Annotated in this window: 17 protein-coding genes; 7 read left to right on the forward strand and 10 right to left on the reverse strand. The window is 63.9% G+C overall.

Features of this window, described 5'->3' with window-relative positions:
• The first annotated feature begins 28 nt into the window (after nucleotides 1–28).
• The 4 genes from V2L18_RS06535 to V2L18_RS06550 all read left to right on the forward strand — a co-directional run bounded on the left by V2L18_RS06535 (nucleotide 29) and on the right by V2L18_RS06550 (nucleotide 6184).
• Nucleotides 29–1348 (forward strand): HlyD family type I secretion periplasmic adaptor subunit, encoded by a 1320-nt coding sequence (locus tag V2L18_RS06535; RefSeq protein WP_336177150.1) that lies wholly within the window; start codon nucleotides 29–31, stop codon nucleotides 1346–1348.
• Nucleotides 1349–1793: 445 nt separating this feature from the next.
• Entirely contained in the window at nucleotides 1794–2810 is a 1017-nt protein-coding gene (locus V2L18_RS06540; RefSeq protein WP_336177151.1) for a LysR family transcriptional regulator, read from the forward strand.
• Nucleotides 2811–3497: 687 nt separating this feature from the next.
• Nucleotides 3498–4742: an MFS transporter gene (locus tag V2L18_RS06545; protein WP_336177152.1), complete on the forward strand. Its 1245-nt coding sequence runs from the start codon at nucleotides 3498–3500 to the stop codon at nucleotides 4740–4742.
• Nucleotides 4743–4888: 146 nt separating this feature from the next.
• Nucleotides 4889–6184, forward strand: coding sequence for an MFS transporter (locus V2L18_RS06550; RefSeq protein WP_336177153.1), 1296 nt, complete (start codon nucleotides 4889–4891; stop codon nucleotides 6182–6184).
• 485 nt (nucleotides 6185–6669) lie between these two features.
• Here V2L18_RS06550 and V2L18_RS06555 read toward each other — a convergent pair whose 3' ends face one another.
• Nucleotides 6670–7665 carry an enoyl-CoA hydratase/isomerase family protein gene (locus V2L18_RS06555; protein ID WP_336177154.1) on the reverse strand — a complete coding sequence of 332 codons (996 nt, stop codon included), beginning with the start codon at nucleotides 7663–7665 and terminating at the stop codon, nucleotides 6670–6672.
• 940 nt (nucleotides 7666–8605) lie between these two features.
• On the opposite strand from V2L18_RS06555, the gene V2L18_RS06560 reads away from it, so the two are divergent.
• Nucleotides 8606–9400 carry a transporter gene (locus tag V2L18_RS06560; protein ID WP_336177155.1) on the forward strand — a complete coding sequence of 265 codons (795 nt, stop codon included), beginning with the start codon at nucleotides 8606–8608 and terminating at the stop codon, nucleotides 9398–9400.
• Between the two features lie 415 nt (nucleotides 9401–9815).
• On the opposite strand, the gene V2L18_RS06565 is transcribed toward V2L18_RS06560, so the two are convergent.
• From V2L18_RS06565 to V2L18_RS06590, 6 genes are all read right to left on the reverse strand, one after another.
• Entirely contained in the window at nucleotides 9816–10460 is a 645-nt protein-coding gene (locus V2L18_RS06565) for a 3-oxoacid CoA-transferase subunit B (RefSeq protein WP_336177156.1), read from the reverse strand.
• Nucleotides 10461–10470: 10 nt separating this feature from the next.
• The gene (locus V2L18_RS06570; protein ID WP_336177157.1) at nucleotides 10471–11121 is read right to left on the reverse strand and encodes a 3-oxoacid CoA-transferase subunit A; all 651 of its coding nucleotides are present in this window, start codon (nucleotides 11119–11121) and stop codon (nucleotides 10471–10473) included.
• Between the two features lie 2 nt (nucleotides 11122–11123).
• Nucleotides 11124–12290 (reverse strand): thiolase family protein, encoded by a 1167-nt coding sequence (locus tag V2L18_RS06575; protein WP_336177158.1) that lies wholly within the window; start codon nucleotides 12288–12290, stop codon nucleotides 11124–11126.
• 39 nt (nucleotides 12291–12329) lie between these two features.
• Entirely contained in the window at nucleotides 12330–13175 is an 846-nt protein-coding gene (locus V2L18_RS06580) for a 3-keto-5-aminohexanoate cleavage protein (RefSeq protein WP_336177159.1), read from the reverse strand.
• A 737-nt stretch (nucleotides 13176–13912) separates the two neighbouring features.
• Nucleotides 13913–14926 carry a LysR family transcriptional regulator gene (locus V2L18_RS06585; RefSeq protein ID WP_336177160.1) on the reverse strand — a complete coding sequence of 338 codons (1014 nt, stop codon included), beginning with the start codon at nucleotides 14924–14926 and terminating at the stop codon, nucleotides 13913–13915.
• A gap of 369 nt (nucleotides 14927–15295) precedes the next feature.
• Nucleotides 15296–16189 carry an alpha/beta hydrolase-fold protein gene (locus tag V2L18_RS06590; protein ID WP_336177161.1) on the reverse strand — a complete coding sequence of 298 codons (894 nt, stop codon included), beginning with the start codon at nucleotides 16187–16189 and terminating at the stop codon, nucleotides 15296–15298.
• Nucleotides 16190–16347: 158 nt separating this feature from the next.
• Between V2L18_RS06590 and V2L18_RS06595 the strand changes: the two genes are divergently transcribed.
• A complete protein-coding gene (locus tag V2L18_RS06595; RefSeq protein WP_336177162.1) occupies nucleotides 16348–17433 on the forward strand; it encodes an iron ABC transporter permease in 1086 nt (361 codons plus the stop codon).
• Nucleotides 17430–18212 carry an ABC transporter ATP-binding protein gene (locus V2L18_RS06600; protein WP_336177163.1) on the forward strand — a complete coding sequence of 261 codons (783 nt, stop codon included), beginning with the start codon at nucleotides 17430–17432 and terminating at the stop codon, nucleotides 18210–18212. Before V2L18_RS06595 ends, V2L18_RS06600 begins: the two co-directional genes overlap by 4 nt.
• Nucleotides 18213–18457: 245 nt before the next feature.
• Here V2L18_RS06600 and V2L18_RS06605 read toward each other — a convergent pair whose 3' ends face one another.
• The 3 genes from V2L18_RS06605 to V2L18_RS06615 all read right to left on the reverse strand — a co-directional run bounded on the left by V2L18_RS06605 (nucleotide 18458) and on the right by V2L18_RS06615 (nucleotide 24301).
• Nucleotides 18458–19237, reverse strand: coding sequence for a 2,3-dihydro-2,3-dihydroxybenzoate dehydrogenase (locus tag V2L18_RS06605; protein ID WP_336177164.1), 780 nt, complete (start codon nucleotides 19235–19237; stop codon nucleotides 18458–18460).
• Nucleotides 19230–23147, reverse strand: a complete 3918-nt coding sequence (locus V2L18_RS06610) for an amino acid adenylation domain-containing protein (RefSeq protein WP_336177165.1) — start codon at nucleotides 23145–23147, stop codon at nucleotides 19230–19232. The genes V2L18_RS06605 and V2L18_RS06610 overlap by 8 nt, the downstream gene beginning before the upstream one ends.
• Nucleotides 23148–23407: 260 nt before the next feature.
• On the reverse strand, nucleotides 23408–24301 hold the full coding sequence (locus V2L18_RS06615; protein ID WP_336177166.1) for an isochorismatase family protein: 894 nt from the start codon (nucleotides 24299–24301) through the stop codon (nucleotides 23408–23410).
• Nucleotides 24302–24303 lie beyond the last annotated feature (2 nt).

Genomic DNA, 24303 nt, shown 5'->3' on the forward strand with positions numbered 1-24303 from the left:
GGGCTCGCAGACAGAGCCGGAGAAAGATATGGCACACGAGAACGGCCGACGGCCCGTTCGCACGGGCTACCGGATGGTGATGGTCACCGGTCTTGCCGCCGCGCTTCTGCTTTTTGGCGGCGGCTTCGGCTGGATGGCGGTCGCCCAGCTCTCCGGCGCGGTGGTTGCCAACGGCACGGTCATCGTGCGCGGCAAGCCGAAGTCGATCCAGCATCTGGATGGCGGCATCATCGAGGAGATCGCGGTCGACAACGGTGACCTGGTCAAGGCGGGCGATGTCCTGGTGCGCCTCGACGAGACGCTGCTGCGCGCCAATCTGGAGATCTACCGCAATCGCCTGCGCGAGGCCTCGGCCCAGCGCGCGCGGCTGGAGGCGGAGCGGGACGGGCTCGACGAGATTGTCTTCGACGATGCGTTTTATCGGACCTATGGCCTGGGGGATCCGGCAAACGACGTTCACCGGCGCGGCCAGAGCAAGCTGTTTGCGGCCCGCCGCGTCACGCGTACCGGCGAGATCGAGCAGCAGCGGGAAAAGATCAACCAGTACGGCAACCAGATCGCCGGGGTGAGGGGCCAGATCGCGGCCAAGCAGGAACAACTTGCCCTCATCGAGGAGGAGCTCGCGGGCCTGCGCACGCTGGAGGCGCAGGGACACACGTCGAAAACGCGCGTGATGGCGCAGGCGCGCGCCCGCGCCGCGCTGATCGGACAGCTTTCCGAGCACACGGCCGATCTTGCGCGCATCGACAATTCCATCCGCGAAACCGAGATCTCGATCCTGCAGATCGAGCGGGGCTTCCGCGAAGAGGTTCTGTCCGACCTGCGCGAGGCATCCTCCAAGGTGGACGATCTCGTCCAGCAGATCGTCGCCACCAGCAAGCAGATCGAGCGGGTCGATATCCGTGCGCCCATCGACGGCATCGTGCATGAACTCAACGTGCACACGATCGGCGGGGTCGTGCCGCCCGGCGGCACCTTGATGCAGATCATCCCGGTCAGCGAGGGGCTGGAGGTGGAGGTTTCAGTCCAGCCCCGGTTCATAGACCAGCTTCACCCGGGCCAGAAGGCGACGATCCGTTTTCCCGCCTTCAACCAGCGCACGACGCCGGAAATCTTCGGGCAGGTCGCGGTGATCTCGCCTTCCAGCGTCGTCGACGAAAAGACCGGGGCCACCTTCTATCGGGTCGAGATCACGATTTCCGAGACCCAGCTGGCGCGGCTCGGGAGCCTGCAGCTGGTGCCCGGCATGCCGGCGGAAGCCTTTGTGGAAACCCGGCCGCGCACGGTGCTGAGCTATCTCTTCAAGCCGCTCGCCGACCAGTTCAACCGCGCGCTTCGCGAAGAATAGGCGCAGTGCAAAGCCTGAGGTCTGGGAACGTGGCGGCGCCACGCAGGCATCCGGCCGGCCCCAATCCACCGGCTCCGCCGTCAGCTTCCGCCTTCACCGCCGTCCGGAAGGCCTGCCTGCAAGATCCGGGCTGCGTCGGATGAAACGTCACTTTAGATGAACTCTTGTCTTCCGCCCGTCGGTTGTTCGGAGCCGCTTTGTGAGATGTGCCTGTTCTCTGAAATGACCTTGCGATAAATTTTGTCTTTTTCCAGTAGGTGTGGCGAAATTTACAGAAATTTTGATGGTCTTTATTCGTCCCCGCGGACCGCGACTTAAAGGTCGCACTAGGCTCGTGTTCAATTCACGCCGCATCTGTGTTTATATCCGCTCGCAACTGAGACATACGCAAGTATGAACATCGATAGCTTCGGCTTCGCAATGCTGGCGAGGGGAGATCGGCTCTATGGAATTGAGACTGTTCCGCGAGTTCGAGGTTCTGGCCGAACACCTGAATTTCAGTCGGGCGGCCGAGCAGTTGAACATGACCCAGCCGGTGCTCAGCCGTCACATCAAGTATCTTGAGGAGCAGTTTCAGGTCCGCTTGCTCAACAGGAACACCCACAAGGTGGAACTGACGCTCGCCGGCAGGCTCATGCTGGAGGAAGCCAAGAAAATAATCGCCCAGTTCGACTCCCTGACACTCGCTGTGCGCGCGGCGAAGGGACTGGGCAACGGCAAGCTCTCCGTCCTCTATCTCGGCGAGGCGACGCGCAGCTTCCTGTCCTCGTTCCTGGGGACGTTCCGCAAGGCTTACGGCGAGATCGCCGTGGAATGCTGTGACAGTGAACTCGACGCTGTTCCCGAGGCGATCAGGAAGCATACCTGCGATCTGGCGTTCGTCATCCGGCCTCACGGTGTAAAGGAGAGCATCGCCTCCGTAAGGCATCTTCATTTGTTCGAGGACCGCATGTGCATCGCGGTCAACAAGAAGCACCCTCTGGCGCGCCACGCCAGCGTGTCCATCCATGAAGTGGCGAAATGGCCCGTGATCGCGACCAGTCGCGAAATCGCACCGCGTTCGGGCGAATGCAACGCCCACTTTCTGGAGCGCTACGGCTACAAGGACAGGATCGAGATCGAGTGCCCCAATCTGAAGACCTGTTGCTTCTATCAAGATATCCATGAAGACGCGGTCGTCGTTCTGCCGCGGCATTGCTCCGACCTGATGTCGCCCAACTCCACGCTGGTGTGGCTCGATGAGGCAGACTGCAAGTTTGACATCGACCTGATCTGGGAACGGGACAACCGGAACCCGTGTATCGACGTGTTCGTCAAGGAGTTCCGGGAATTCGCACAGCAGCACAGCCTCGCTCCGCGGGGCGAATTTCCCGCCGGACGGGCGCTTGTCCTTCACGGGGCCTTCCCGTCCGGGGGCATCGTGCCCATGCGCGGGGCCAACACGCTTGTCGGGCGCGCCTGATAGCATCCAGGTGGCCGGCTGGGGCGCATCCGTTTCGGCAAAGAACGCTCCGCGCACTGTCTTGTCCGCAGCGCCGCCATGATCGGCATGGAACAGAGACACTTGTCCGATTTGGCGTTTTTCTCAGGGGTTCCGCCCCGTCCTCGGTGCACCGCTATGTTGTATTCGGTTATGTCCAGTGTGAATATCCATTTTTGGAAAAAGAATTACCGCCGAAATAACGCGCATATATAATAAAAAATAAGAAAAGGCGAATCCGGAATATCTAATACAGAGGCGCGCCATGGGTTGTCCGGTCTGTTCTTGAAGTTGCCTCGTTGAAGCTTCCGGTATTCTCGAAAAGGCTGGTTTGCGCTGTATGCGCGCTCCCGCGGATATGGAGGAAGGACAAGCTGTCATCGTGGTCGCTGCCGGTCCTCGGATCGCAGCCCGTGAGGCCACCCGTTTCGCATGCCTTGCATCGGGTGGAACCTTACCGATGCGGAACGGCCGCGGCGTCGAACAGCGCAGGAGCGCAGCCCGGCATTCCCCCGAACGCCCGCCTGTTTCCGGCGCCGCCAGAGGCGATGTGCGTCGTTCGCGAAAGGGGCCACTTCTTCGTACCAATAATAAAAATGGGCCGCAAAGATGGAAACGCAGGTAAATGTGGCAAGTGCCTCGAATTGTCCCGTTGCCGGAGAAATGCCGGTGGACAGGAAGAGCAATTTCGGTGGCCGAGGATGGACGATCGTTTTCATCGAGGCGGCGCTGCTATGGATAAGCAGCGGCTCCGTCGTTCATGGCATGAACATCATATTGCCGGCGCTGTCGGGGGCATTCGGGCTTGACCACACGGTCCTGCTGGCGTTGGCGACGCCTGCCACGTGGGCGTCCATCGTGGCAGGCTACGTGGGTGCGTATGTGTGCGAAAGGCGCGGTGCGAAGTTCCTCATCCTGACGAGCCTGTGCGTCGGCGGCGTGAGCTTCGGTCTGCTCGGCACCTGGACGACGACCACCGGCTTCTTCGTCCTCTTCTCTATTATCTGCTTCTTCGACACGTGCTTTGCCTATATCGGCGGACCGGCGCTGCTCGCCACCTGGTTTCCCCGCAAGAAGGGGCTGGCGCTGGGGTGGGCCACCATGGGGCAGACCTTTTCCACCGCTACCTACGTGCCCTACCTCGCCTTCATGTTCGCGACCTTCGGCGTGGCGCGCGGGTTCTGGGGCATTACCGCGCTGATGGCGGTGATGTTCGTCGTCGTCCTGTTCTTCGTGCGGGACAAGCCGGAAGACTTCGGGTGCGCGCCGGACAATCTGCTGATGAGCGCGGAGGAACTGGAGGAGAGCCGGCGCGAACAGGAAACCTACACCGCCGAATTCACCACATGGCAATTGCTGAAGATGAAGGACGTCTGGTTCATGGGCCTTGCCTTCGGCGGCGTCTACGTGGTGGTCGTCGGGCTGCTCAGCCAGTTCGTCCCGCGCATGATGGCGACGGGCATCGATCAGGAAACCGCGATCATCTACATGTCGATCGCGGCGATGGTCGGCGTTCCCGGCGCCTACCTGTGGGGGTGGCTGAGCCAGCGCATCGGGGTCAAGTGGTGCTCCATCGCCTATCTCTCCTGGTACGCCATCGCCCTTGTTCTCAACATCGTCGCGATGAACGAGGTCACCCTGTGGATCTCCCTGCTGATGATCGGTGAGGCGCTCGGCGGGGCCACCAATCTCTCGATGTCGATCGTTGCGGAGAAGTTTCCCCGGCAAGCCTTCGTCAAGGCCTGGGGCGTGGTCCAGCCGATCCAGTCGATCATCCGCAGTTGCGCCTTCGCCATCCTTGCCTTCGGACTGACCTATCTCGGCGGGTTCTCTGGCGCCTACGCCGTCCTGCTGGCCATCGCGATCGTGTCGATCATCCTGATCTGGCTGGTCGATCTCGAACCGACGACCTGAACGCCTTTTGTTTCAATCACCAAGCGGCTTTTGCCCGCGCACCCGAGGTGCGCGGACGCCCGGAGTGCGACCTCAATCCGGGCTTTGGAAGGCCTGACCGTTCAGCACGTAGCACCTTCAGAGGTGCCGATTATTGGAGAACGTCGATGACAGACGAGGCAAGTACACTTTCCGGGGGCGTTCCGGAAAAGCGTGCGGTCGACACCAAGAGCAACTTCGGTTTCTGGGGGTGGTCGATCGTCATTATCGAGGCATTCATGCTGTGGGGCAGCGCGGGCGTGCAGGTCCACGGTCTCAACATCATGGTGCCGACATTGTCGGAGCATTTCGGCATTCCGCGCACGACGCTGCTGTTCTGGGCGACGCCCGCCTCCTGGGGCTCGGTCATCGCCGGCTTCGTCTGCGCCATGATCGCAGACAAGTTCGGCGCGAAGATCACCATCGTCATGAGCCTGATCATGTGCGCCCTGTGCTTCGGCATGCTGGGCACGTGGGGCACGGTGCCGGGCTTCGTGATCCTGTTCTTCGGCGTGTGCTTCTTCGGTTCAGGCTATGCCTATGTGGGCGGCTTTGCGCTGATCGCCAACTGGTTCCCGGGAAAGAAGAACCTGGCGCTGGGCTGGGTCACCATGGGGCAGACCTTCTCAACGGTGGTCTTTGTGCCGCTGCTGGCGTTCCTGTTCGCCAATATCGGCGTGCAGGCCGGTTTCTGGGCGATCTCGGCGCTTCTCGGCGTGCAGCTCGTCATCGTGCTCGCGATGGTCAAGAACACGCCGGAAGAACGCGGGATGACCCCGGACAACATGCCGGTCGTGGCGCCGGCGTCCGACGGCGGCAGCGGAGTTGCGGAAAGCAAGGCCTGTCCCTTTACCATGGGCCAGCTTTTGAAGATGAAGGACGTCTGGTTCATCGCGCTCGGGTCGGGCGGCATTTTCGTGATGCTGGTCGGCGTTCTCAGCCAGTTCGTTCCGCGGCTGATGACGCTTGGCTATTCGCTCGACAAGGCGATCCTCTATCTCTCCGTTTCCGCCCTTATCGGCGTTCCCGGTGCCTACATGTGGGGCTGGATCGGCCAGAAGTTCGGCACCAAGAACGGGCTCCTGTTCTACACCCTGTGGTGGCTGGTGGCCGTCATCCTCAACATGTTCGAACTGAGCCCGGTGGTTCTCTATCTCTCGCTCGGCATGCTGGGTCTCAGCTTCGGCGGGGCGAGCAACCTGACCACGGCAATTGTCGCGGAGAAGTTCCCGCGGGCGGCCTTCGTCCGGGCTTTTGCCCTCATTCAGCCGATCCAGGGCATCCTCCGGTGCTGCTCCTTCGCCATTCTGGCCTTCGGGCTCACCTATCTCGGCGGATACATCGGCGCCTATGCGTGCCTTGCGGCCGTGGGCGTCGTCACCCTGGTGCTGTTCTGGATCATGGATCCGACCCCGGTGGCCTGATCCCCGGAAGGTCCGGTTCGCGCCGGGCCTTTCCCCATCGGTCCTGCGGACCGATCCCTCCGATCCGACAAAGACCGCTTCCCGGCCGGACCTCGTGTCCGGCCGAATGCGTTTGCAGAGGCGGAATGTGCTCAAGGTATTGGTCTGGAGCGATTTCTCGTCGTTCAGAGGGTTCCGTCTGGACGGAGAGCGCTCGAGACGATGCGCTGCTCCCGGCACAGGGAGGGGGCTTGCGGTCGCCCGCCGTAAAGAGGCCGCTGTCGGCTAAATCCGGACCGCGCCTTGACGCATATTCCGCCGCTTCCTCCGCCCTCATCGCCTGGCGCAGTCCCGGTGATCCATGGCCGTCGGATCGGGCACCGGCCTCTTTGCGCTTCGGCGGCGGCTTCGTCCAGGCAGAAAAAAGGCCGGCACGCCTTTGATGCGTGCCGGCCCTTCTGTTTGCACGAAAGGATGGAGAGGGCGCGTCCTCTCCGCGCCTGTCGTTACTTGATTTCGTCTTCTTCCTGACCGCCGCCGATGCGGGGCCGGACGACCTTGCCCTTCTTCTCGGCAGCCAGAACGAGCGCGGCTTCTTCCTTGGCCCAGTCCCAGTAGCCGATCTCGTGCGGGGAATGCTCGGTCGCGGTGACGAACATCTCCGTGGAGAAGGCATTGCGCAGCTCGTTGGCGATGTCTTCCTTCCAGGGCTTGCGGATCTGCTGGGTGGTGATGCGGCGCGTGACGCGCGTGCCGAGGCTCATGATGAGTTCGGCGATCTCGTGGGCGCGCGTGTAGCAGGCTTCCGTATCCGTGCAGATCTCGTTGACCATGCCGAGCTGCAGCGCCTTGCGGGCGGTGATGATCTCGCCGGTGAGCTCCGCATAGGCATAGCGCTTGCGGCCCATCAGCTCGCGCCACGCGATCTGGACGCCGTCGCCGGGCACCATGTTGACACGGTAGTGCATCTCGGTCGTCCAGGCGTCCTCGGTGCACAGCGTGATGTCGGAGAACAGCACGAGATCGGAGTGGAAGGCGCCGCCGTTCCATACGCCGATGGTCGGAACCTCGATGTCGAAGACCTGGCCTTCGATGTCATTGGTACCGTCATAGTACTGGTACTCGTACATCTTCCAGGCTTCCTGCGGGGCCGAGGCGAACTCGGTGGAAGGCAGCCACTCGCCGTTCTTGCCGACGCGGCCGATGCCCTTGAAGAGATCGGGGCCCGTGCCGCCGAGGATGATGACCTCGTTGTCCGGATCCCGGCCGGCCCAATCGAAGAAGTAGTGCAGACCCTGGTGCAGCGGCGCGCCCCACTGGATCGGACCGCCATTGGTGTGCATGCGGGCTTCCAGAATGCCGTTCGTGCGCTTCATCTGGAAGCAATGCTTCAGGCGCTCGGAATATTCCTCGAAAGGCATGTGCGGAATGGTGCCCAGTTCTTCGTGGGACATTTCCTTCCGCTTGCCGGCGTCGGATTCGAAATTGGCCTTGATCGCCATATTGTACTCCTTTTCAAGCACACCTCGCGAGATAACCTCAACGACATGCGCCATCCGCAATTGGCTTCTCTTTTTTGCGATAAGCGATCGTCTTCGCGGCTTATATACTTTTGCGAATTGATGCTTATTCGAGTGAATAGCTATCACCGTCGATCTGTTTGAGAGAAATTCTGTTTCTATATTTCGATTATGCCATCCACGCATAAGCTGAAAGACGGAGCCTGCCAGGGCATGAAAGAAGCGGCGTGCGCCTCCCGCGCAATGCCGCCGGCAAGGCAAGGGACCGGGCGCGTGTTGTCGCGAAGCGAACGAGCGTGGTTTGCGAGACGGATCCGGATCCCATCCGTGGTTATTCGCTGTCAGCATTAGCAAAATACGGAAATAGTATTAGCCATAATATATTTCATTGTTACGATGTCATTTGCGAACTGTATCCGCAGTAAATTCTCTTACTGAATCGTAATTTATTACGTTAATATCAATATTCTCATTTTACTATATCTGATTTATGATTATTTCTTGAATAATATTGTCTGTAAAGAGCCGAAGTGGGGAGAAATGGAGGCGATTCGACGTAATGGCGAATATTTCTTTCGGTCGAAAGCACGCGAATACAGTGGTGCGACGCGATGGATAACGGCGTTTGCACATGTGCGTTCTTTCGTCCGCAAGCGTTTTTCGCAGGAACGGAGCAAGGGGCCCGCGAGAGAACCGGTCGCAACGACAAAAGACGCGGACCGATAACTGGTCAGTCGGGAAGGCTCGGAGCCCCGAGGCGTTCGCGATCCAGAAATCCAATCCTTCATAGGTGACCAACCTCCAGTAGAGAGTGCAAGTGAACATGCAAAATCTCAGGGTGTTCGGCGTATATGCGTGCCTGGCGGCGGGCGCTGCGCTGCTTCCGATGTCCTCGGCGAATGCTGCGGAACGATTGACCCCGATGCAGCCCGGCGCTTCGACCGGCAACCCGGCGGCGGCCCTGCCGCCCGACGGGCTCTATTTCTCGGTCGACACGTTCGTCAACAACGGGTCTCTCCGGGGCGACGACGGCAAGAGACTGAAGCCGGCCGGCCGGTCGATCAACACGATGAATATCGGCGTGACGCCGACCTTGTTGTGGGTTCCCGGCTGGGAGGTGCTCGGCGCGCGCTACGGCATGGCGGTCACCCAGCCGTATCAGCACACCGAGACCACGGGCTCCGAAGTCACCGATGCGCTGTTCAACCTGATCCTGACGCCGGCCATCCTTTCGTGGGACCTTGGAAACGGCCTGTTCGTCGGCGCCGGCATGAACATCTATGCGAAGACTGGTGATTTTGACCGCTACGCCAACGAATTCTGGACGTTCGAGCCGAACCTGGCCGTCAGCTACCTCGGCAACGGCTGGAACCTCACGCTGAACAACACCTTCGATTTCAACACCAAGAACGAGGCGACGGACTACCAGACCGGCAGCTTCTATTATCTGGACGCAACGGCGACCAAGCGGTTCGGCCGCTGGCAGGTCGGCGCCGTCGCCAATTACACCCAGCAGCTGGAGAAGGACGAGCAGTACGGCGTGAAGCTCGACGACTCGCAAGTCATGCATGTCATGGCCGGGCCGTACCTCAGCTACGACTTCGACAAGTTCACCGTGTCGGCCCGCTATCTCCAGAACATTCACACAGAAAACGACATGGGCGTTTCCTTCTTCCATATCGGTGTGGGCGTTCCGCTCTATCGTCCGGGCAAGTAGGCGCCTTTCGGGGCAACGGGATATCGCAAAGAGGGAACAACCTGCGGGCCGCCGCCTTCGAAAGGAGGCGGCGGCCCGTATTCTTGTCGCTTGCCGGCTTGTTTGGGGCGCTCTGCCCGCGGCGCGGTGCCCGTCCGCTGCCACGGGCGTTCTCGCATCCCGGTTTTATGGCCCGGTTTCATGGAGGGCCGTCGCGCCCAATGGTCGTCTCTGCGCACGACACGAAGACGGAAACGCCACCGACGCGGTTTTCGGAACCGGGCCGGTGGCGTCTGCCAAGAGGCAAAGGCCAGCAATGGAAGCGGGGACGTTCGCGACGGGCCCGTCCCTTCTTGCGCACGCCCGCGTCAGTCCGGGCGCGATCGTTGCAGGTGCGGTTCCCGGCGTTTCCGCGAGGAACCGCGCCCGATCTCCGTCACTCGGCCATCACGCCGAGCTCGCCCGCGATGATGAGCGTGGGTTCCACCTGCTTCTGGATGTCCTCTGGCGTGAGCCCCTGCAGCACCTCGCGCAGCAGCAGGCCTTCCGGCACCACGTCGATCACGCACTGGTCGGTGACGATATGGCTCACGCACTCCCGGCCGGTGAGCGGGAAGACGCATTCGTTGAGGATCTTCGGATCGCCGTTCTTGGAAACCAGATCCATCGTGACGATGACCTGCCGGGCGCCGTTGACGAGATCCATCGCGCCGCCCATGCCCACCGTCTTGCCGGGCAGGGCCCAGTTGGCGAGATCGCCCTTGACGGAAACCTGCAGTCCGCCGAGCACGGTTGCCGCCAGACGTCCGGAACGCACGATGGCGAAGGATTCGGCGCTGTCGAAGGCGCATGCGCCGGGCACCGGTACGAACCGCATGGCGTTGGCATTCGAAAAGCTCTCGACGTTCTGCAATCCCTTGGAGGCGGCGCCGACGCCTATGAGGCCGTTCTCCGTGTGCAGCATGACGCCTTCCGGCGCGTAGTTGCCGCAAAGGCTCGGAATGCCGATGCCGAGGTTGATGAGGTCGCCGGGCTTGAAGTACTCCGCGACGCGCTTGGCCATCCTGTTACGCTTGTCCATCTGGCTTCCCCTACCTCGCAAGGATCATGTCGACGAAGACGCCCGGCGTGACGATATGGTCGAGACCGACCTCGTCGAGTTCGACCATCATGTCGGCCTCCACGATCGTCAGGTCCGCACATCTGGCGACGAGCGGATTGAAGTTGCGCGACGTGCCGCGATACGTGAGGTTTCCCAGAGGATCCGCGGTTCTCGCTCGCACGAGGGCGATCTCCGCGCGCAGCGCCGGCTCCAGCAGATACTTCTCGCCATTGACCTCGATGACTTGCTTGCCTTCCTCGGCGATCGTGCCGAGGCCGGTCTTGGTCAGCACGCCGCCAAGGCCCGAGCCACCGCAGCGAAGCCGCTCGGCGAAGCTGCCCTGCGGGATCAGCGTGACGTCGATCTTGCCGGCCTCCTTCAGCGGCACCGTCTCGGTGTTCATTCCGATGTGGGAGCAATACACCTTGTCGATGCGACCCTCGTGCACAAGGCGGCCGATCGTCAGGTTGGCGTCGCCGGTGTCGTTGGACACCAGCGTCAGGTGGCGGGCGCCGCTATCGATGACGCATTCGATGAGTTCGTTCGGCGTGCCATGATTGGCAAAACCGCCGATCGCGATCGTCTGGCCGTCCTTGAACAGCGCCACGATCTCTTCACGTGCGCGGAGTTTTCCCAGCATGTTCAATCCCTCGTAAGAAGCACGGCCACGCCTTGGCCGCCGCCGACGCAGAAGGTGATGACGGCGTTGCGAAGATCGGACCGGTGCATTTCGTAGACGGTCTTGGCGGTCAGGATGGCGCCCGTGCCGGCGAGCGGGTGGCCGAGCGCAAGGGCGCCGCCGTTCGGGTTGACCTTGTCGAGCGGCAGCTTGAGATCGCGGATGCAGGCGAGCGACTGCGAGGCGAAGGCCTCGTTGAGCTCCCACAGGTCGATGTCGGAGACGGCGAGCTTTTCGCGCGCCATCAGCTTGCCGACGGCGGCGATGGGACCGACGCCCATGATGTTGGGATCCACGCCTGCCGCCACATAGCTGCGGAACACCGCCAGGATCGGCAGGCCTTCCGCCTCGGCCATCTTGCGTTCCATGATGACCATGGCGCCGCCGCCATCGCTCATCGGCGAGGAGTTGCCCGCCGTGACGATGCCGTCGGCGATGAAGCAGGGCTTGAGCGCGGCCAGCGTGTCCGCGGTGCAGTCGGGCCGGACGGATTCGTCACGGTTGATCATCACGCTGCCCTTGCGGCCCTTGACCTCGATTGGCACGATCTGTTCGTCGAAGAGGCCGGCATCCCACGCCTTGGTGGCGCGGGCGTGCGACAGGGCGGAAAACTCGTCGAGCTCGCGGCGGGTGAAGCCGTACTTCTTCGCGACGTTTTCCGCCGTGATGCCCATGGTGACATGGCCGATGCGGTCGGGCGCGGTGTGGATGTCGACGAATTTCGGCGGGGCGACGGAATAGGCCGTCTCGCACTTCTCCAGCGCGTAGGGGCGCCGGGAGTCGCTTTCCACGCCGCCGGCGACGATAACGTCGGCAAAGCCGGCCATGATCTGCATGGCGCCGAAGGCAAGGGCGTTCAGCGAGGCCGCGCACTGGCGGTCGAGCGTGATGCCGGGCACGGAGATCGGCAGGCCGGCCTCAAGCGCGACCATGCGGCCCATGTTGTTGATGTCGTAGTTCATCAGGTTGCCGAAGATGACGTCTTCGATCCGGGCAGGATCGATCTTCGCGCGTGCAACCGCCTCCTTGACCGCGGCAGCGCCGAGGATGTGTGCCGGCACCGGCGCGAACTGGCCGCGGCAGCGGCCGACCGGGGTGCGGACGGAGGATACGATGACGGCTTCTCTCATCGAGAAAACTCCAGAAAATTCAATGCAAGGACGGGGAAGTCAGCGAACGAGCGGCTTGATGCCCAGGATTTCGCGTGCCTGCGCCGGGCTGGCGGGTTCCTTGCCGAAGAGCCGGATTGCGTCGGCGGCCCGTTCAACCAGCTGCAGGTTGGTAGCCTTCACGCCCTTGGAGAAATAGACGTTGTCCTCCAGGCCAACGCGGATGTTGCCGCCAAGCGCCAACGCGGCGTACATGATCGGCAGGTGGTCCTTGCCGATGCCGAAGGCCGACCAGGTCGAGCCGGCCGGCAGCTTCGACTTGAGGTAGAGCAGGTTCTCCACGGTGGCCGGCATGCCGCCGAGCACGCCCAGGCAAAACTGGTAGTGGCCGGGAATGGAAAGCTTGCCTTCCTTCATGAAATAGCCGGCGACGCCGAGCATGCCGGAATCGAAGATCTCGATCTCCGGCTTGATGCCTCGGTTCATCAGCACCTGGCCGAGCTCGCCGAGGAATTTCGGAGAGTTGGTGAAGACGCCGCCCGGCATCCAGTTGAAGGAGCCTGCGTCGTAGGAGGCCATCTCGATCCCGTCGAGCGTCGCGACATGCTCCATGCGCTGCGCGTCGGTGGCGCGGTTGTCGCCGGACGTGGTGCAGTTGATGATCACGTCGCAGTCCTCGTGAGCGCGGATCAGGCGGATCGTTTCCTTGAACTTCGCCGGGTCCATCGTGCCGATGCCGTTGTCGTCACGCATGTGCAGGTGCACGACTGCAGCCCCCGCCTTCCAGCAGGCATAAACGTCCCGGGCGATTTCTTCGGGCGTCAGCGGAATGTTTTCGTTGATGTCCTTGGGCGTCACGGCGCCGGTCAGGGCGGCGGAGATGATGACCTTGTTTTCGACAGTCATGGTTTCCTCGATATTGGTGTCGTGGGATCTCGATTTCGCGCGGTCTTGGCGTCACGCGGTCCGCTCTTGGCGCGGATCCGGGGCCGCTTGATCGGTTCGACGTTGCGCCAGGCGGCTGGCGGGGCGGGCAAGCTGCGCGAATTGCTGTGGTCGGTCCGAAGAGAGCGCCTGCGCGTTCTGTCGCCGGCAGCGCCGCGCATGGGTCCGTCGTACTGCCCCGCAGGCAGCGCCCCAGGAACAGGCTCCTTTTCCCGACACGCCTCCATGCCGCGCTGCTCGACTTTGCGGCTCCTGCAAGTTTTTCGTGAAAAACGAGTAAGAGCTTTATTTTACAGGCTGGATCTGGTTCTTGTGATGTTTCCGTAAGTCTTTATTCAAAGAACAGGGTTCTTTATGCATGATAGATACGAAATCTGACTACGGTAATTCTTTTTCCGTAAATGGATATGCTCGCAGGGCATAACAGGATGCGTGCGAATCCAGCTATGCCGTGGCGTGCCGGAGCGCCGGACCGTCGTCGTCTTGCGGGCGCCGTACGAGATCGCAACGATCAGGCCAAGGTGCGGCTGTTCGCAAGAGAGGTGGCCGCAAGCGGGAGGCGGGTTTGGGGAATGGGTGCATGGAGCCGCTTAGAATACGGGCATGCCAGCGCATCCCGCCCGGGGCGGCTCGAACACGGTGCGTCGGAGGCTGGGGCCTGTCGCGACTTCATCAGGCGGAGGGTGTTCCGGCCGGTATTAGGCGCGCCCGGCTGCGACGTTGAAACGGCGCGGGGGCTGGGGTGCAGGCAGATGGGCTTCGCCGGACCCGAGCGGTGCGCCGGTCGGCGCCGGGTTCTGAGCGGCGAAGTCATGGTCTTCTGAGAATTCGCGGAATTCCCTGACGAATATGTCGATGCAGGGATTGCGGTTCTCCCGTCCCCAGATCAACTCGATGTCGAATTTGCAGTCCGTCTCGACAAGCGACACCATCGTCGTGTCTTTCGACAGGAGTTCCCGGCGATGCAGGGGAAGAAGAGCGACGGCTTCTTCGTGAATGTCGAGATAGAAGCAGCAGGTTTCCAGGTTCGGGCATTCGACCGCATACGTGCCCTTGAACCCGTAACGCTCGAGGAAGTAGGCGTTGCACTCGCCCGACCGCGGCGCGATCTCGCGTGACGTTCCGATGATCGGCCATTCCATCGCTTCGCGGATCGAGACGCTGGATCGGCCGGCGAGCGGATGCTTCCTGTTGACTGCGATGTACAAGGGATCTTCGAACAGCGGGAGACTGTGCACCGCCGGAATGCTTTCCTTCACGCCGTGCGGCCGCACGACAAAGGCCAGATCGCAGGTGTGTTTCCTGATCGCCTCAGGTACGGCATCGAGCTGGCTGTCGCAGCACTCGACCGTTATATCGGGAGAGGTCTTGCGGAATGTTCCCAGAAAGAGCGAGAGGAAGCTGCGCGTCGCCTCGCCGAGATAGAGGACGGAGAGTTTGCCGTTGCCCAGTCCCTTGACCGCACGCACCGCCTGGCTGGAGGCTTCGAACTGGGCGATGATCTTCCTCGCCTCCTCCTGCATGATCCTGCCGGCGAGCGTCAGTTCCACCTTGTGGGTGTTCCTGTTGAGCAGGCGGACCTGAAACTGCTCCTCAAGGTACTTGATGTGACGGCTGAGCACCGGCTGGGTCATGTTCAACTGCTCGGCCGCCCGACTGAAATTCAGGTGTTCGGCCAGAACCTCGAACTCGCGGAACAGTCTCAATTCCATAGAGCCGCTCTCCCCACGTCGCAGCTGCCAGGGCGCGAATCCCTTCAAGGCGCGCCGGATCCTCCAATCCGCGCCGATTTAAGCACATTGTCGATCTGGTGTGCCAATTAATTCAATGCGGCAAGGGCTTTTACTTCTTTGGACAAGATTGATGGTCTCATGTTGCGTAATAGTTTTTGTGCATTGGCGAAAACTAATCGGTCGATTTCTAATTCTTTTAGATATCTCCGAGGCGGGGGTGGTCCCGCGATTGTCTTGAGATGTCAGATCCGGATGCATGGAAGCTGACGTAGGGAAAGTGGCGAGGCGTTGCGCCCCACCGTGCCTGCGACTCTTTGGGCGCGTCCGTCGGTAGCGTCCCGCGCGCCGTCACCCAGCCACGACGGGTCGGAGCACGAAGCGGAAGGCCTTGCTGATGGCCGGTGCCAGAACGGTCGCATGATCCTCGCCCTCAAGGAGGGTCAGGCTCACCTCGGCTTGCGGATAGGTATCGGCGATGACCGGCACCACCTCGCTCGGGTTGTGGCACATCCGCCGCCGCAGCTTGCGGGTCCGGAAGATCTCGCGGTCGGGGTGGGCGAGATGCCAGGGGGCGATATCCTCTTCAAGTCGGCCGGCGAGCAGCATGACCCGGAGCCCCGCCTCGGGCAGGCGGGCGGCGGGGGCGGCCTTGCGCGCCGCGTATTTCTCAAGAAGCGTTTCCCTGTTCCACCACAGCGACGGGCTGACGGCGATCCAGCCGTGGAAAAGCTCCGGCCGCCCGGCCAGAAGCTCCAGCGCGAAGCCGCCGCCCAGCGAATGGCCGAACAGGATCTGCCGCGCCGGATTTATGGCCCGCATCCGCGCGATCAGCGGCTTCAGATCATCCTCGATGAAAGCGGCGAAGGCGTCCGCGCCCCCGACCGGAACCTCCGCGCGCACGTCGGGATCCGTTGACGGCCCGGAGGTGAAATCCAGCATGCGCCGGTTCACTTCGAAATCGGCGGTGCCCGGATAGCCGATGCCGACGATGACGGCCGGATCGATATTGGTGTAGCGGACCCGCTGGTTCACCCGCCGCATGCTTTCGCAGAGCATCGCGAAATCCGCATTGGCATCAAGCAGGTAGATGATGGGATAGCCTCCCTCGGGAGCCGGTGCTGTCGGCGTCGACAGGAACACACGGTAAGGCGCTCCGGTGGCGCTCGCCGTCACGTCGAAGGTTTCCGCGCCTTCCACCGTCACCGGTTTCGTTTGCGGCAGACTTTCAGCGGCGGCTTCCATGATCTCTCCGAATTGCGGCGTTGCTCTTTTGGCGCGGGCACCATAACGATCCGCCCGATGTCGCGCCATAAAACTTGACTGTAAATATCATCTATTGCATCACCGGCACGAGCGGACCGGGCCCTTTCCCGGGAACACATTTTCGCGAAAGGTGCGGGATGACGAGCCGCGAGCTGCCGGGAAACCCTGAGGAGGGAGCGGGGAATGCCCGCGCCCTGATCGCCGGCTACGACACCCGCATCAAGCGCCGTCTGTTCATTCTCGCCGCGCTCGCGTTCGCGCTTTTGGCCGCCTTCGTGCTCGATCTCGTCACCGGTCCGTCGAGCATGAGCATGGGGCATGCGCTGAAGGGCCTTTTCGGGTTGGCCGATCTGTCGCTGCCCCAGCGCATCATCATCTTCGATGTCCGCGTGCCGGCGGCGCTCACCGCCATTCTCGTCGGCGCCGCCCTGTCGCTGGCCGGCGCGGAAATGCAGACCGTCTTGAACAATCCGCTGGCGAGCCCGTTCACGCTCGGGGTGTCGTCGGCCGCCTCGCTGGGGGCGGCGCTGGCTCTGGTGCTCGGTCTCGGCATTCCCGGCGTGCCGCCCGACTGGATCGTCTCCGGCAACGCCTTCGTGTTCGCCTTCGCCTCGGTGCTGCTCTTGCAGGGCATGGCACGGGCGCGCGGTGCGGGCGTTGAAACGCTGGTGCTCGTGGGCATCGCCATGGTCTTCACGTTCAACGCGCTGGTGGCATTGGTGCAGTTCGTCGCCAGTCAGGACGCGTTGCAGCAGCTCGTCTTCTGGACCATGGGAAGCCTCGGCCGGGCAAGCTGGGACAAGCTGGCGATCCTTGCGCTCCTTCTGATCATCCTGCTGCCGCTGTCCTTGAGGGATGCGTGGAAGCTGACCGCGCTCCGGCTCGGCGAGGACCGGGCGCGCAGCTTCGGCATCAACGTCGTGCGCCTGCGCTTCGTCTCGCTGCTACGCGTCAGCCTGCTGGCCGGCACTTCGGTCGCCTTCGTCGGAACCATTGGCTTCATCGGGCTCGTCGGCCCGCACATCGCGCGGCTCCTGGTGGGCGAGGATCATCGCTTCTTCCTGCCGACCGCCGTTCTCACCGGAGCGCTTTTGATGTCGCTCGCCTCCGCCCTCTCCAAGGTGCTGGCCACCGGTGTCGTGCTTCCCGTCGGCATCATGACGGCGCTGATCGGCGTGCCGTTCTTCGTTTTCCTCATATTTACGAGCCGCGAGCGCGCATGAGCCCCTCCCGCCTGACGATCCACGGCCTTTGCGCCGGCTATCGCCGCCGTCGCATCATCGAAGCCTTGAGCGTTCCGACGATCGAAGGCGGCTCGGTCACGGCCCTGCTCGGCCCGAATGCGGCGGGCAAGACGACGCTTCTGCGCGCGCTCGCGGGGCTGCTGCCGATGACGGGCGGGCTCGATCTTTGCGGCGAAGATCTGACAAGGCTCTCGGCGTCCGAACGTGCCTCGCGCGTCACCTACATGCCGCAGAGCCTGCCGCAGCGCGTGGCGCTCACGGTGTTCGAGGCGGTGCTGGCCGCGCTCAGGGCGTCCCCGCTTGCCGGAATGTCGCCCGAGGACGCACGCGCTGAGGCGATGCGGGCGCTCGACCGGCTCGGCATCGCCGATCTCGCACTGTCCTCGCTGGATGAGCTTTCCGGCGGCCAGCGCCAGCTCGCGAGCCTGGCGCAAGCCATCGTGCGTTCGCCGCAGGTCCTGCTGCTCGATGAGCCCACCAGCGCGCTCGATCTCAAGCACCAGCACAAGGTCATGGCGCTGGTGGAGGAGGTCGCGCGCGAACGCGGCATCGTTGCCATCATCGTGCTGCACGACATCGCGCTCGCCTGCCGCTGGTGCAAACGGGTGATGGTGTTCTCGAAAGGCACAGTGGTCGCCGACGGCACGCCGGAGGAGGCGGTGACGCCCGGGGTGCTGGCCGATGTCTATGGTGTTTCGGCACGCGTTGAACGCTGCTCGCGCGGGTTCCTGCAGGTGAGCGTCGACGGGCCGGCTTGAGGGGGGAGGCAGCGGTTTGCCATGAGTTCACGGCTTGCTCCCCTCTCCCCCCTTGCGGGGGAGATGTCACGCCTTCACGTGACAGAGGGGGGTAAGGCCGCTTGTTCCGAACCTGCCGCTTTACCCCCCTCTGTCGGCTGGCGCCGACATCTCCCCCACAAGGGGGGAGAGGGGAGCAAGCGGTGGGCTCACGGCTTTGCATTGACCTTCTGGCCGTCGCGTCCTGACAGTCGGGTAAATTCCCCTCACGCCCTCAGCGTCGCGCCGCCGTCCACGTAGAGGTCGGCCATGGTGATGTGCCCGGCGCGTGCCGACAGCAGGAACACCACGGCCTCCGCGATATCCTCCGGCGTCGCGATCTTTCGAAGCGGGATGCCGGTCTTGTAGACCTGCGGCTGGCCCGCGATCACGGCTTCCGCGCCGCTCTCGTCGGCCCACATGCCCGTCTGCATAGGCGTCAGCGTGGAGCCGGGCGCAACCACGTTGCAGCGGATGCCGTATTCGGCCAACTCCAGCCCGAGGCAGCGGGTGAACATGGTGGCCGCCGCCTTGGAGGCCGCATAAGCCGCCATGGAGTGGCGGGGGATGCCGGCGGCGTTTGAACTCACGGTCACGATATCGCCCTTGCGGCGCGGGCTCATCACTCGTGCAAGCGCGCGCGACACATGGAAAACACCGCCCGTGTTGACCGCGAAGACCCGCTGCCAGTCCTTATCTTCCGTTTCCATGATCGACGTGGTGGAAAGGATGCCTGCGACGTTGACGCCGATGGAGACCGGCCCGATGTCGCTTTCAATGCGCGCGACCAGCGCATCGACGGCGGCGCTGTCGGTAACGTCCAGATCGACATTGGTGATCCGCGCCCCGTTGCAGTCTATCGCGAAATCCACCGCCGGGGCGGCCTCAATGTCGGCGGCGACGACGCGCACGCCTTCCTCAACCAGAAGCCGCACCACGGCAGCACCTATGCCGCCGCGCGCACCCGTCACCAGCGCCACGCGCCCCTTCAGTCCGTTCTCACGCATCGCTTGTCTCCGCGTCCTCGCGTTCTGCCCGTTCAAGCCGCGCTTTCAGTTCCGGCGCTATGATCGCGGTTGCCTGCGGGCCGGTCAGGTAGCCGTGCAGCGACGACACGTCGATGATGTCGAGCCCGTCCGCGTAAGGCGTCCAGCTCTGCGGCGAGAGCCCGCTCGTCCCATGGTCGAGGGCCGCCCGGAAATGGGTGAGCCGGCCGGAAAACCGGTCATGATGATGGCCGCGCACCAGCCGGTTGTTGGTCGAAACCACGCGCATTACCCCATCGAGCGCCTCGTCCGGCAACTGCCCGAGCGGGCTTTCGCTCGCTTTCAGAAAATCCATCACGGCCGGGCGTGTCAGCGCGAGGCCGTTCGCCACAAGCTGATCCGGATCGTGGCCGGCGATGGCGAGCAGCGCCTTCAGTTCCGCCCCCGGCCCCGGATCGGGTTCGTCGCGCCAGCAGTCGCACGGATAGGCATCGAGAAGGGCGACGACGCCCAGCCGCGCGCCGCGCCGTTGCAGGCTTGCCGCCACGGCCTGCGCGAGAATGCCGCCGACGGACCAGCCGGCGATGTGGATCGGCCCGGCGGGCGCGTGTTGCAGGATCTGATCGGCATAGTCCTGCGCCATGGCGGCGAGGCTCACCGGCGCCGGGCAATCGGGCGAAAGCGCACGCGCCTGAAGCGCCAGAACCGGACGGCCGAGCGCGCGGGCGAGCCCGCCATAACACCACGAGATGCCGCCGGCCGGATGGATGACGAAGACGGGCAGGCCGTCGCCCTCGGTGAGCCTGATCAGCGGTTCCAGTCCGCTCACCCGTTCCTCTGCGGCATCGATCACGGCGGCGAGCCTTGCCACGCTCGCATTGGCGAAAAGCGCGCCGAGCCCCGGATCGCGGCCGAATTCCTCGCGGATGCGGCGCATCAGGTCCACCGCCAGCAGCGAGTGGCCGCCGAGCGCGAAGAAATCGCCATCGGCGGCCGGGGGCTCCTTCAGTTTCAGGACGTCGGCGAACAGCGTCGCGAGGCGTATTTCCGTCTCCGTCTCCGCCGCCCGGCCCTGAGCCGCCGCGATATCGGGGGCGGGCAGGGCGGCGCGGTCAAGCTTGCCGTTCGCCGTCACCGGCAGGGCGTCGAGCGCGATGAAGGCCGCGGGCACCATGTAGTCGGGAACGAGTGCGGCGACATGGGCCGCGAGCCCGTCCTCGTCGTAGCTTTCGCCCGGCACCACATAGGCGAGGATGCGCGGGCCGAGGCCATTCTGGTCGCTCGCGATAATGCCTGCCTGACGCACAAGGCCCGAGCCCGTCACCGCCGCCTCGATCTCGTCGAGCTCGATGCGCAGACCCCGGATCTTCACCTGGTGATCGATCCGGCCGAGGAACACGACCGCCCCGTCGTGCCGCCGGCGGGCAACGTCGCCGGTCTTGTAGAGCCGTTCGCCGGCCTGGTTCGGATTGTCGATGAAGCGTTCGGCGGTCAGGTCCGGCCGCCCGAGATAGCCGCGCGCAAGCTGGCGGCCGGCGAGATAGAGATCGCCGACGACGCCCGGCGGCACGGGCCGCATGCGCGCATCGAGCACATGAAGCGCGGTGTTCCACACCGGCCAGCCGATGGGCACGGGCCGAGAGGGATCATCGGGCGCCGCCGGCCAGTAGCTGACATCGACAGCGGCCTCCGTCGGTCCGTAGAGATTGTGCAATTCGCCAGAGATGGTCTTGTGGAACCGGTCGCGCAGGTCCGCCGTCAGTTCCTCGCCGGAGCAGAAGACACGCGCGATCTCAAGCCCCTTTGCCGACGGCTCCGCCAGGAACGCCCCCAGCATGGAGGGGACGAAATGGCAGGTGGTGATCCGCTCCGTGCGCAGGATTTCGGCAAGCGCGCGCGGGTCCTTGTGAGCGTCCGGCGGAGCGACGACCAAGGTTGCGCCGGAGAGGAACGCCAGGAAAAATTCCCAGACCGAGACGTCGAATGTCATCGGCGTCTTCTGGAGGATGCGGTCGGCTGGGGAAAAGCGGTAGTGCGTTCGCATCCATTCCAGACGGTTGACGATGGCGCGGTGCTCGACCACGACGCCCTTCGGCTCGCCGGTGGAGCCCGACGTGTAGATCACGTAAGCCGGATTGTCGGGCGCCGCGTCTGCGGCATTGTCCGGCGCTGCCTCTGTTTCTTGAGGCCACTCCTCGGGTGGCAGGATCAGGGAGGCTGGCAACCCGGTATCGGCAAGCGCGAGCGTTGCCACGGGCCCAGCGGAGGCGAAGATGCGCTTGAGCCGTTCCGCCGGATGTGTCGTGTCGACAGGCATGTAGGCGGCACCGGAACGCAGGATCGCGATCAGCCCGACGATCAGCTCGACGGAGCGCGGCAGGGCGACGGCGACGATCTTCTCCGGACCCGCGCCGATCGCGCCCAGCTTGCAGGCGAGGGCCGCGGAGCGGGCGTCCAGTTCTGCGTAACTGATCGATGTGCCGGCAAAGGAAACGGCGACTGCCTCGGGCGTTTCGGCAAGACGGCGCTCGATGAGCTTCGTGAGCGTCGTCTCCTCGATGGTGTGGGCCGTGGCATTGAGGCGCTCGAGCCAGCGGGCTTCCGCCGTGCTCACCGTCGCCACCTCTGCGAGCCTTTCCGCATCCGCTGCCCTTATCAGGAAATCCTCGAGGCGCGGGGCATGGGCGGAGATGTCCGCCTCGTCGTAAAGCGCCGGGTTGGTCTCGATCTCCAGCCGCATGCGCCCGGTCGCCGGATCGCCGCGCAGCGAGATCGTCAGGTCTTCCACCGGGCCGGTGCCGAGGATGACGAGTTCCGAGATGAGCCCGGCGAACTGCGGCGTCTCGTCGAAGGGCAGGATGTTGACGAGCGGTCCGTGCAAGCGTCGGCCGGTGCCGACGAGGCGCAGGTCGCGGGCGATCTGTTCGCCGCGATAGCGTCCGTGCCGCCGCCCCTTCATCATGCGCTTGGCCGCATCGTTCAGCACATCGGCAAGCGGTGCGCCCTCGTCCAAGCGCAAGCGCAGCGGCAGCACGTTCATCACCATGGAGGCGGCGCGCGCGGCTTTCGTGCCGAAGCGGCCCATGTGAGGGACGCCGAGCACCACCTCGTCCGCCCCGATGTGGCGCGCGCAATAGGCGCCGATGAGCGCGGTCGCGGCATCGGGCCACGGCAGTTGCGCACGTTTCGACAGCCGCATCAGCGCATCGGGCAGCGCGCCATCGAGATCGCGCGACAGGCGATGGATGTGCGGCGAGGCGGCGACATTGGCGCCCGCGAGACTTGCAGCCTCGATGCCCGCCATCTCGTCCGCCCAGTAGGCGCGGTCCTTCGCATGGCGCTCTGACGCCCGATAGTCGGCATCTTCCTGCAGCACGGCGGAAAACGGGCTGAGCGGCGCGCCCGGTTCGCGCCCGGCCACGAGCGCGGAATAAAGATCGGCGATCCGGTCGCACAGCGTCATCGTACCGACGCCGTCGATGGCGATATGGTGGATGCGCTGGTACCAGAAATGACGGTCCGGCCCGACCTTCGCGAGGACCTGGCGGGCAAGCGGATCGCGGGTCGGGTCCAGCGGGGTCGCCATGTCGGCCCGGGCGAGCGCGATCGCTGCGGCCTCCGGGGCCGGCTCAGCCGTCATGTCGAGGCACTCGAGGGCGGGCAGGCGGTTCGGATCGATCTCCAGCGTGTCGTCGCCCCTCTCGTCGGGCTGGATGCGGATCGCCAGCGTCTCCGCCTCGCGCTGGGCCTGCATCATCGCCTGTGCGAAGGCGGCGGCATCGAGCGGGCCATCGAGGATGATGAGATGGCCGGTATTGAAGGTCGGATTGTCCGCATCGATGCGCTGGGCGAACCACATGCCGCGCTGCGCCTCGGTGAGCGGATGGCGTGCCGACGCCTCGGGCTGCGCCGTCACTGCTGTCGCCGTCATGGTTTCGGGCCTCTCCCTCGTGAGCCTCGATCAGGTAGTCGATGTGCCGCGCGCCTCCGGTTCGGCGCGTAAGATGGGGCTCGGAATTTGAAGCTTGTCACTTCCGCGAAGGCGGGAATCCAGAAACCACTGGGTCGGGTTTCTGTGCCGGGAGCCTCCGACCGCACGGGATACTGGATCCCCGCCTTCGCGGGGATGACAACCGAGCGTGGTGCCGGCGTCGTGCCCATCCCCTGCGGATGCTACCTCGACGCATCCCCTCAGGCCGCCATCTTCGGCAGTCGCCGTTCCACCGCGGCCCACCAGCTCGAAAGCGTCGGATCTTGCGCGAATTCGGCGAAGTCGAGATCGAGCCCCAGGTCGCGCCAGCCGGTCACCAGCGTCATCGCGCGCATGGAATCGAGCCCGAGGTCGATCAGGTTGTCGTCGTCCGCGATTTCGTCAGGATCCTCGTGGATCATCGCGGCGATGTCGGCGCGCATGCGCTCCCGCGTCAGCACGTCACCGAGAGCGGGGGCAGCGCCCAGCGCCGCCAGCATCGCCTCCGTTGTCATCGCCACGCCGCAGCGCCCGGCGACCCAGCGCAGTGCCATGTCATGCTCGGCGCGCGAGAAATCGGCCATCGCGTCGGCGACGACGAAGGTCTCGAAATCGCGCTGGAAGGCTTCCGACGCCGTCATCAGGCAGCCGATATGGGCGTAGATGCCGGTGACGATCAGCTGGTCGCGGCCGCGCACCCGCATCAACGGCTCGAGGTTCGAGCGCTGGAAGGCGGAATAACGGTGTTTCACCAGCACGCGCTCGCCGGCCTTGGGGCGAAGCTCGTCGATGATCGCCGTCTCGCCGGGATCGTTCGACATGCCCGGACCCCACAAGTCGGCCTGCAGGCCACGGTCGCGGCGATCCTGATCGCCGGTCTGGGCGGTGTAAAAGACGGGTATCTCGAGCGCGCGGGCGTGCTCGATCAGCCGCGCCATGTTGGCGATGGCGGGTGCGATAGGTGCCTCGCTGCGGTCGAAGGCGCGCACGAAATAGGTCTGCATGTCGTGGACGAGCAGCGCCGCACGCCCCGGCTCCACCCGCCACGGTCCACGCGGCTCGGGTATATCGCCCGCCGCGGGCAGTTCATAGCTTGCGATCCTGGGAAGACCCATCG

It is taken from the genome of Breoghania sp. JC706 (assembly GCF_037026715.1).
Lineage (GTDB): Bacteria > Pseudomonadota > Alphaproteobacteria > Rhizobiales > Stappiaceae > Breoghania.

Coding starts and splice junctions, on each gene's coding strand:
- V2L18_RS06610 (WP_336177165.1), bottom strand. CDS start 23,147: ATGACGGCGACAGCAGTGACGGCGCAGCCCGAGGCGTCGGCACGCCAT.
- V2L18_RS06580 (WP_336177159.1), bottom strand. CDS start 13,175: ATGACTGTCGAAAACAAGGTCATCATCTCCGCCGCCCTGACCGGCGCC.
- V2L18_RS06585 (WP_336177160.1), bottom strand. CDS start 14,926: ATGGAATTGAGACTGTTCCGCGAGTTCGAGGTTCTGGCCGAACACCTG.
- V2L18_RS06575 (WP_336177158.1), bottom strand. CDS start 12,290: ATGAGAGAAGCCGTCATCGTATCCTCCGTCCGCACCCCGGTCGGCCGC.
- V2L18_RS06540 (WP_336177151.1), top strand. CDS start 1,794: ATGGAATTGAGACTGTTCCGCGAGTTCGAGGTTCTGGCCGAACACCTG.
- V2L18_RS06590 (WP_336177161.1), bottom strand. CDS start 16,189: ATGGAAGCCGCCGCTGAAAGTCTGCCGCAAACGAAACCGGTGACGGTG.
- V2L18_RS06535 (WP_336177150.1), top strand. CDS start 29: ATGGCACACGAGAACGGCCGACGGCCCGTTCGCACGGGCTACCGGATG.
- V2L18_RS06615 (WP_336177166.1), bottom strand. CDS start 24,301: ATGGGTCTTCCCAGGATCGCAAGCTATGAACTGCCCGCGGCGGGCGAT.
- V2L18_RS06555 (WP_336177154.1), bottom strand. CDS start 7,665: ATGGCGATCAAGGCCAATTTCGAATCCGACGCCGGCAAGCGGAAGGAA.
- V2L18_RS06565 (WP_336177156.1), bottom strand. CDS start 10,460: ATGGACAAGCGTAACAGGATGGCCAAGCGCGTCGCGGAGTACTTCAAG.
- V2L18_RS06595 (WP_336177162.1), top strand. CDS start 16,348: ATGACGAGCCGCGAGCTGCCGGGAAACCCTGAGGAGGGAGCGGGGAAT.
- V2L18_RS06550 (WP_336177153.1), top strand. CDS start 4,889: ATGACAGACGAGGCAAGTACACTTTCCGGGGGCGTTCCGGAAAAGCGT.
- V2L18_RS06560 (WP_336177155.1), top strand. CDS start 8,606: ATGCAGCCCGGCGCTTCGACCGGCAACCCGGCGGCGGCCCTGCCGCCC.
- V2L18_RS06605 (WP_336177164.1), bottom strand. CDS start 19,237: ATGCGTGAGAACGGACTGAAGGGGCGCGTGGCGCTGGTGACGGGTGCG.
- V2L18_RS06600 (WP_336177163.1), top strand. CDS start 17,430: ATGAGCCCCTCCCGCCTGACGATCCACGGCCTTTGCGCCGGCTATCGC.
- V2L18_RS06570 (WP_336177157.1), bottom strand. CDS start 11,121: ATGCTGGGAAAACTCCGCGCACGTGAAGAGATCGTGGCGCTGTTCAAG.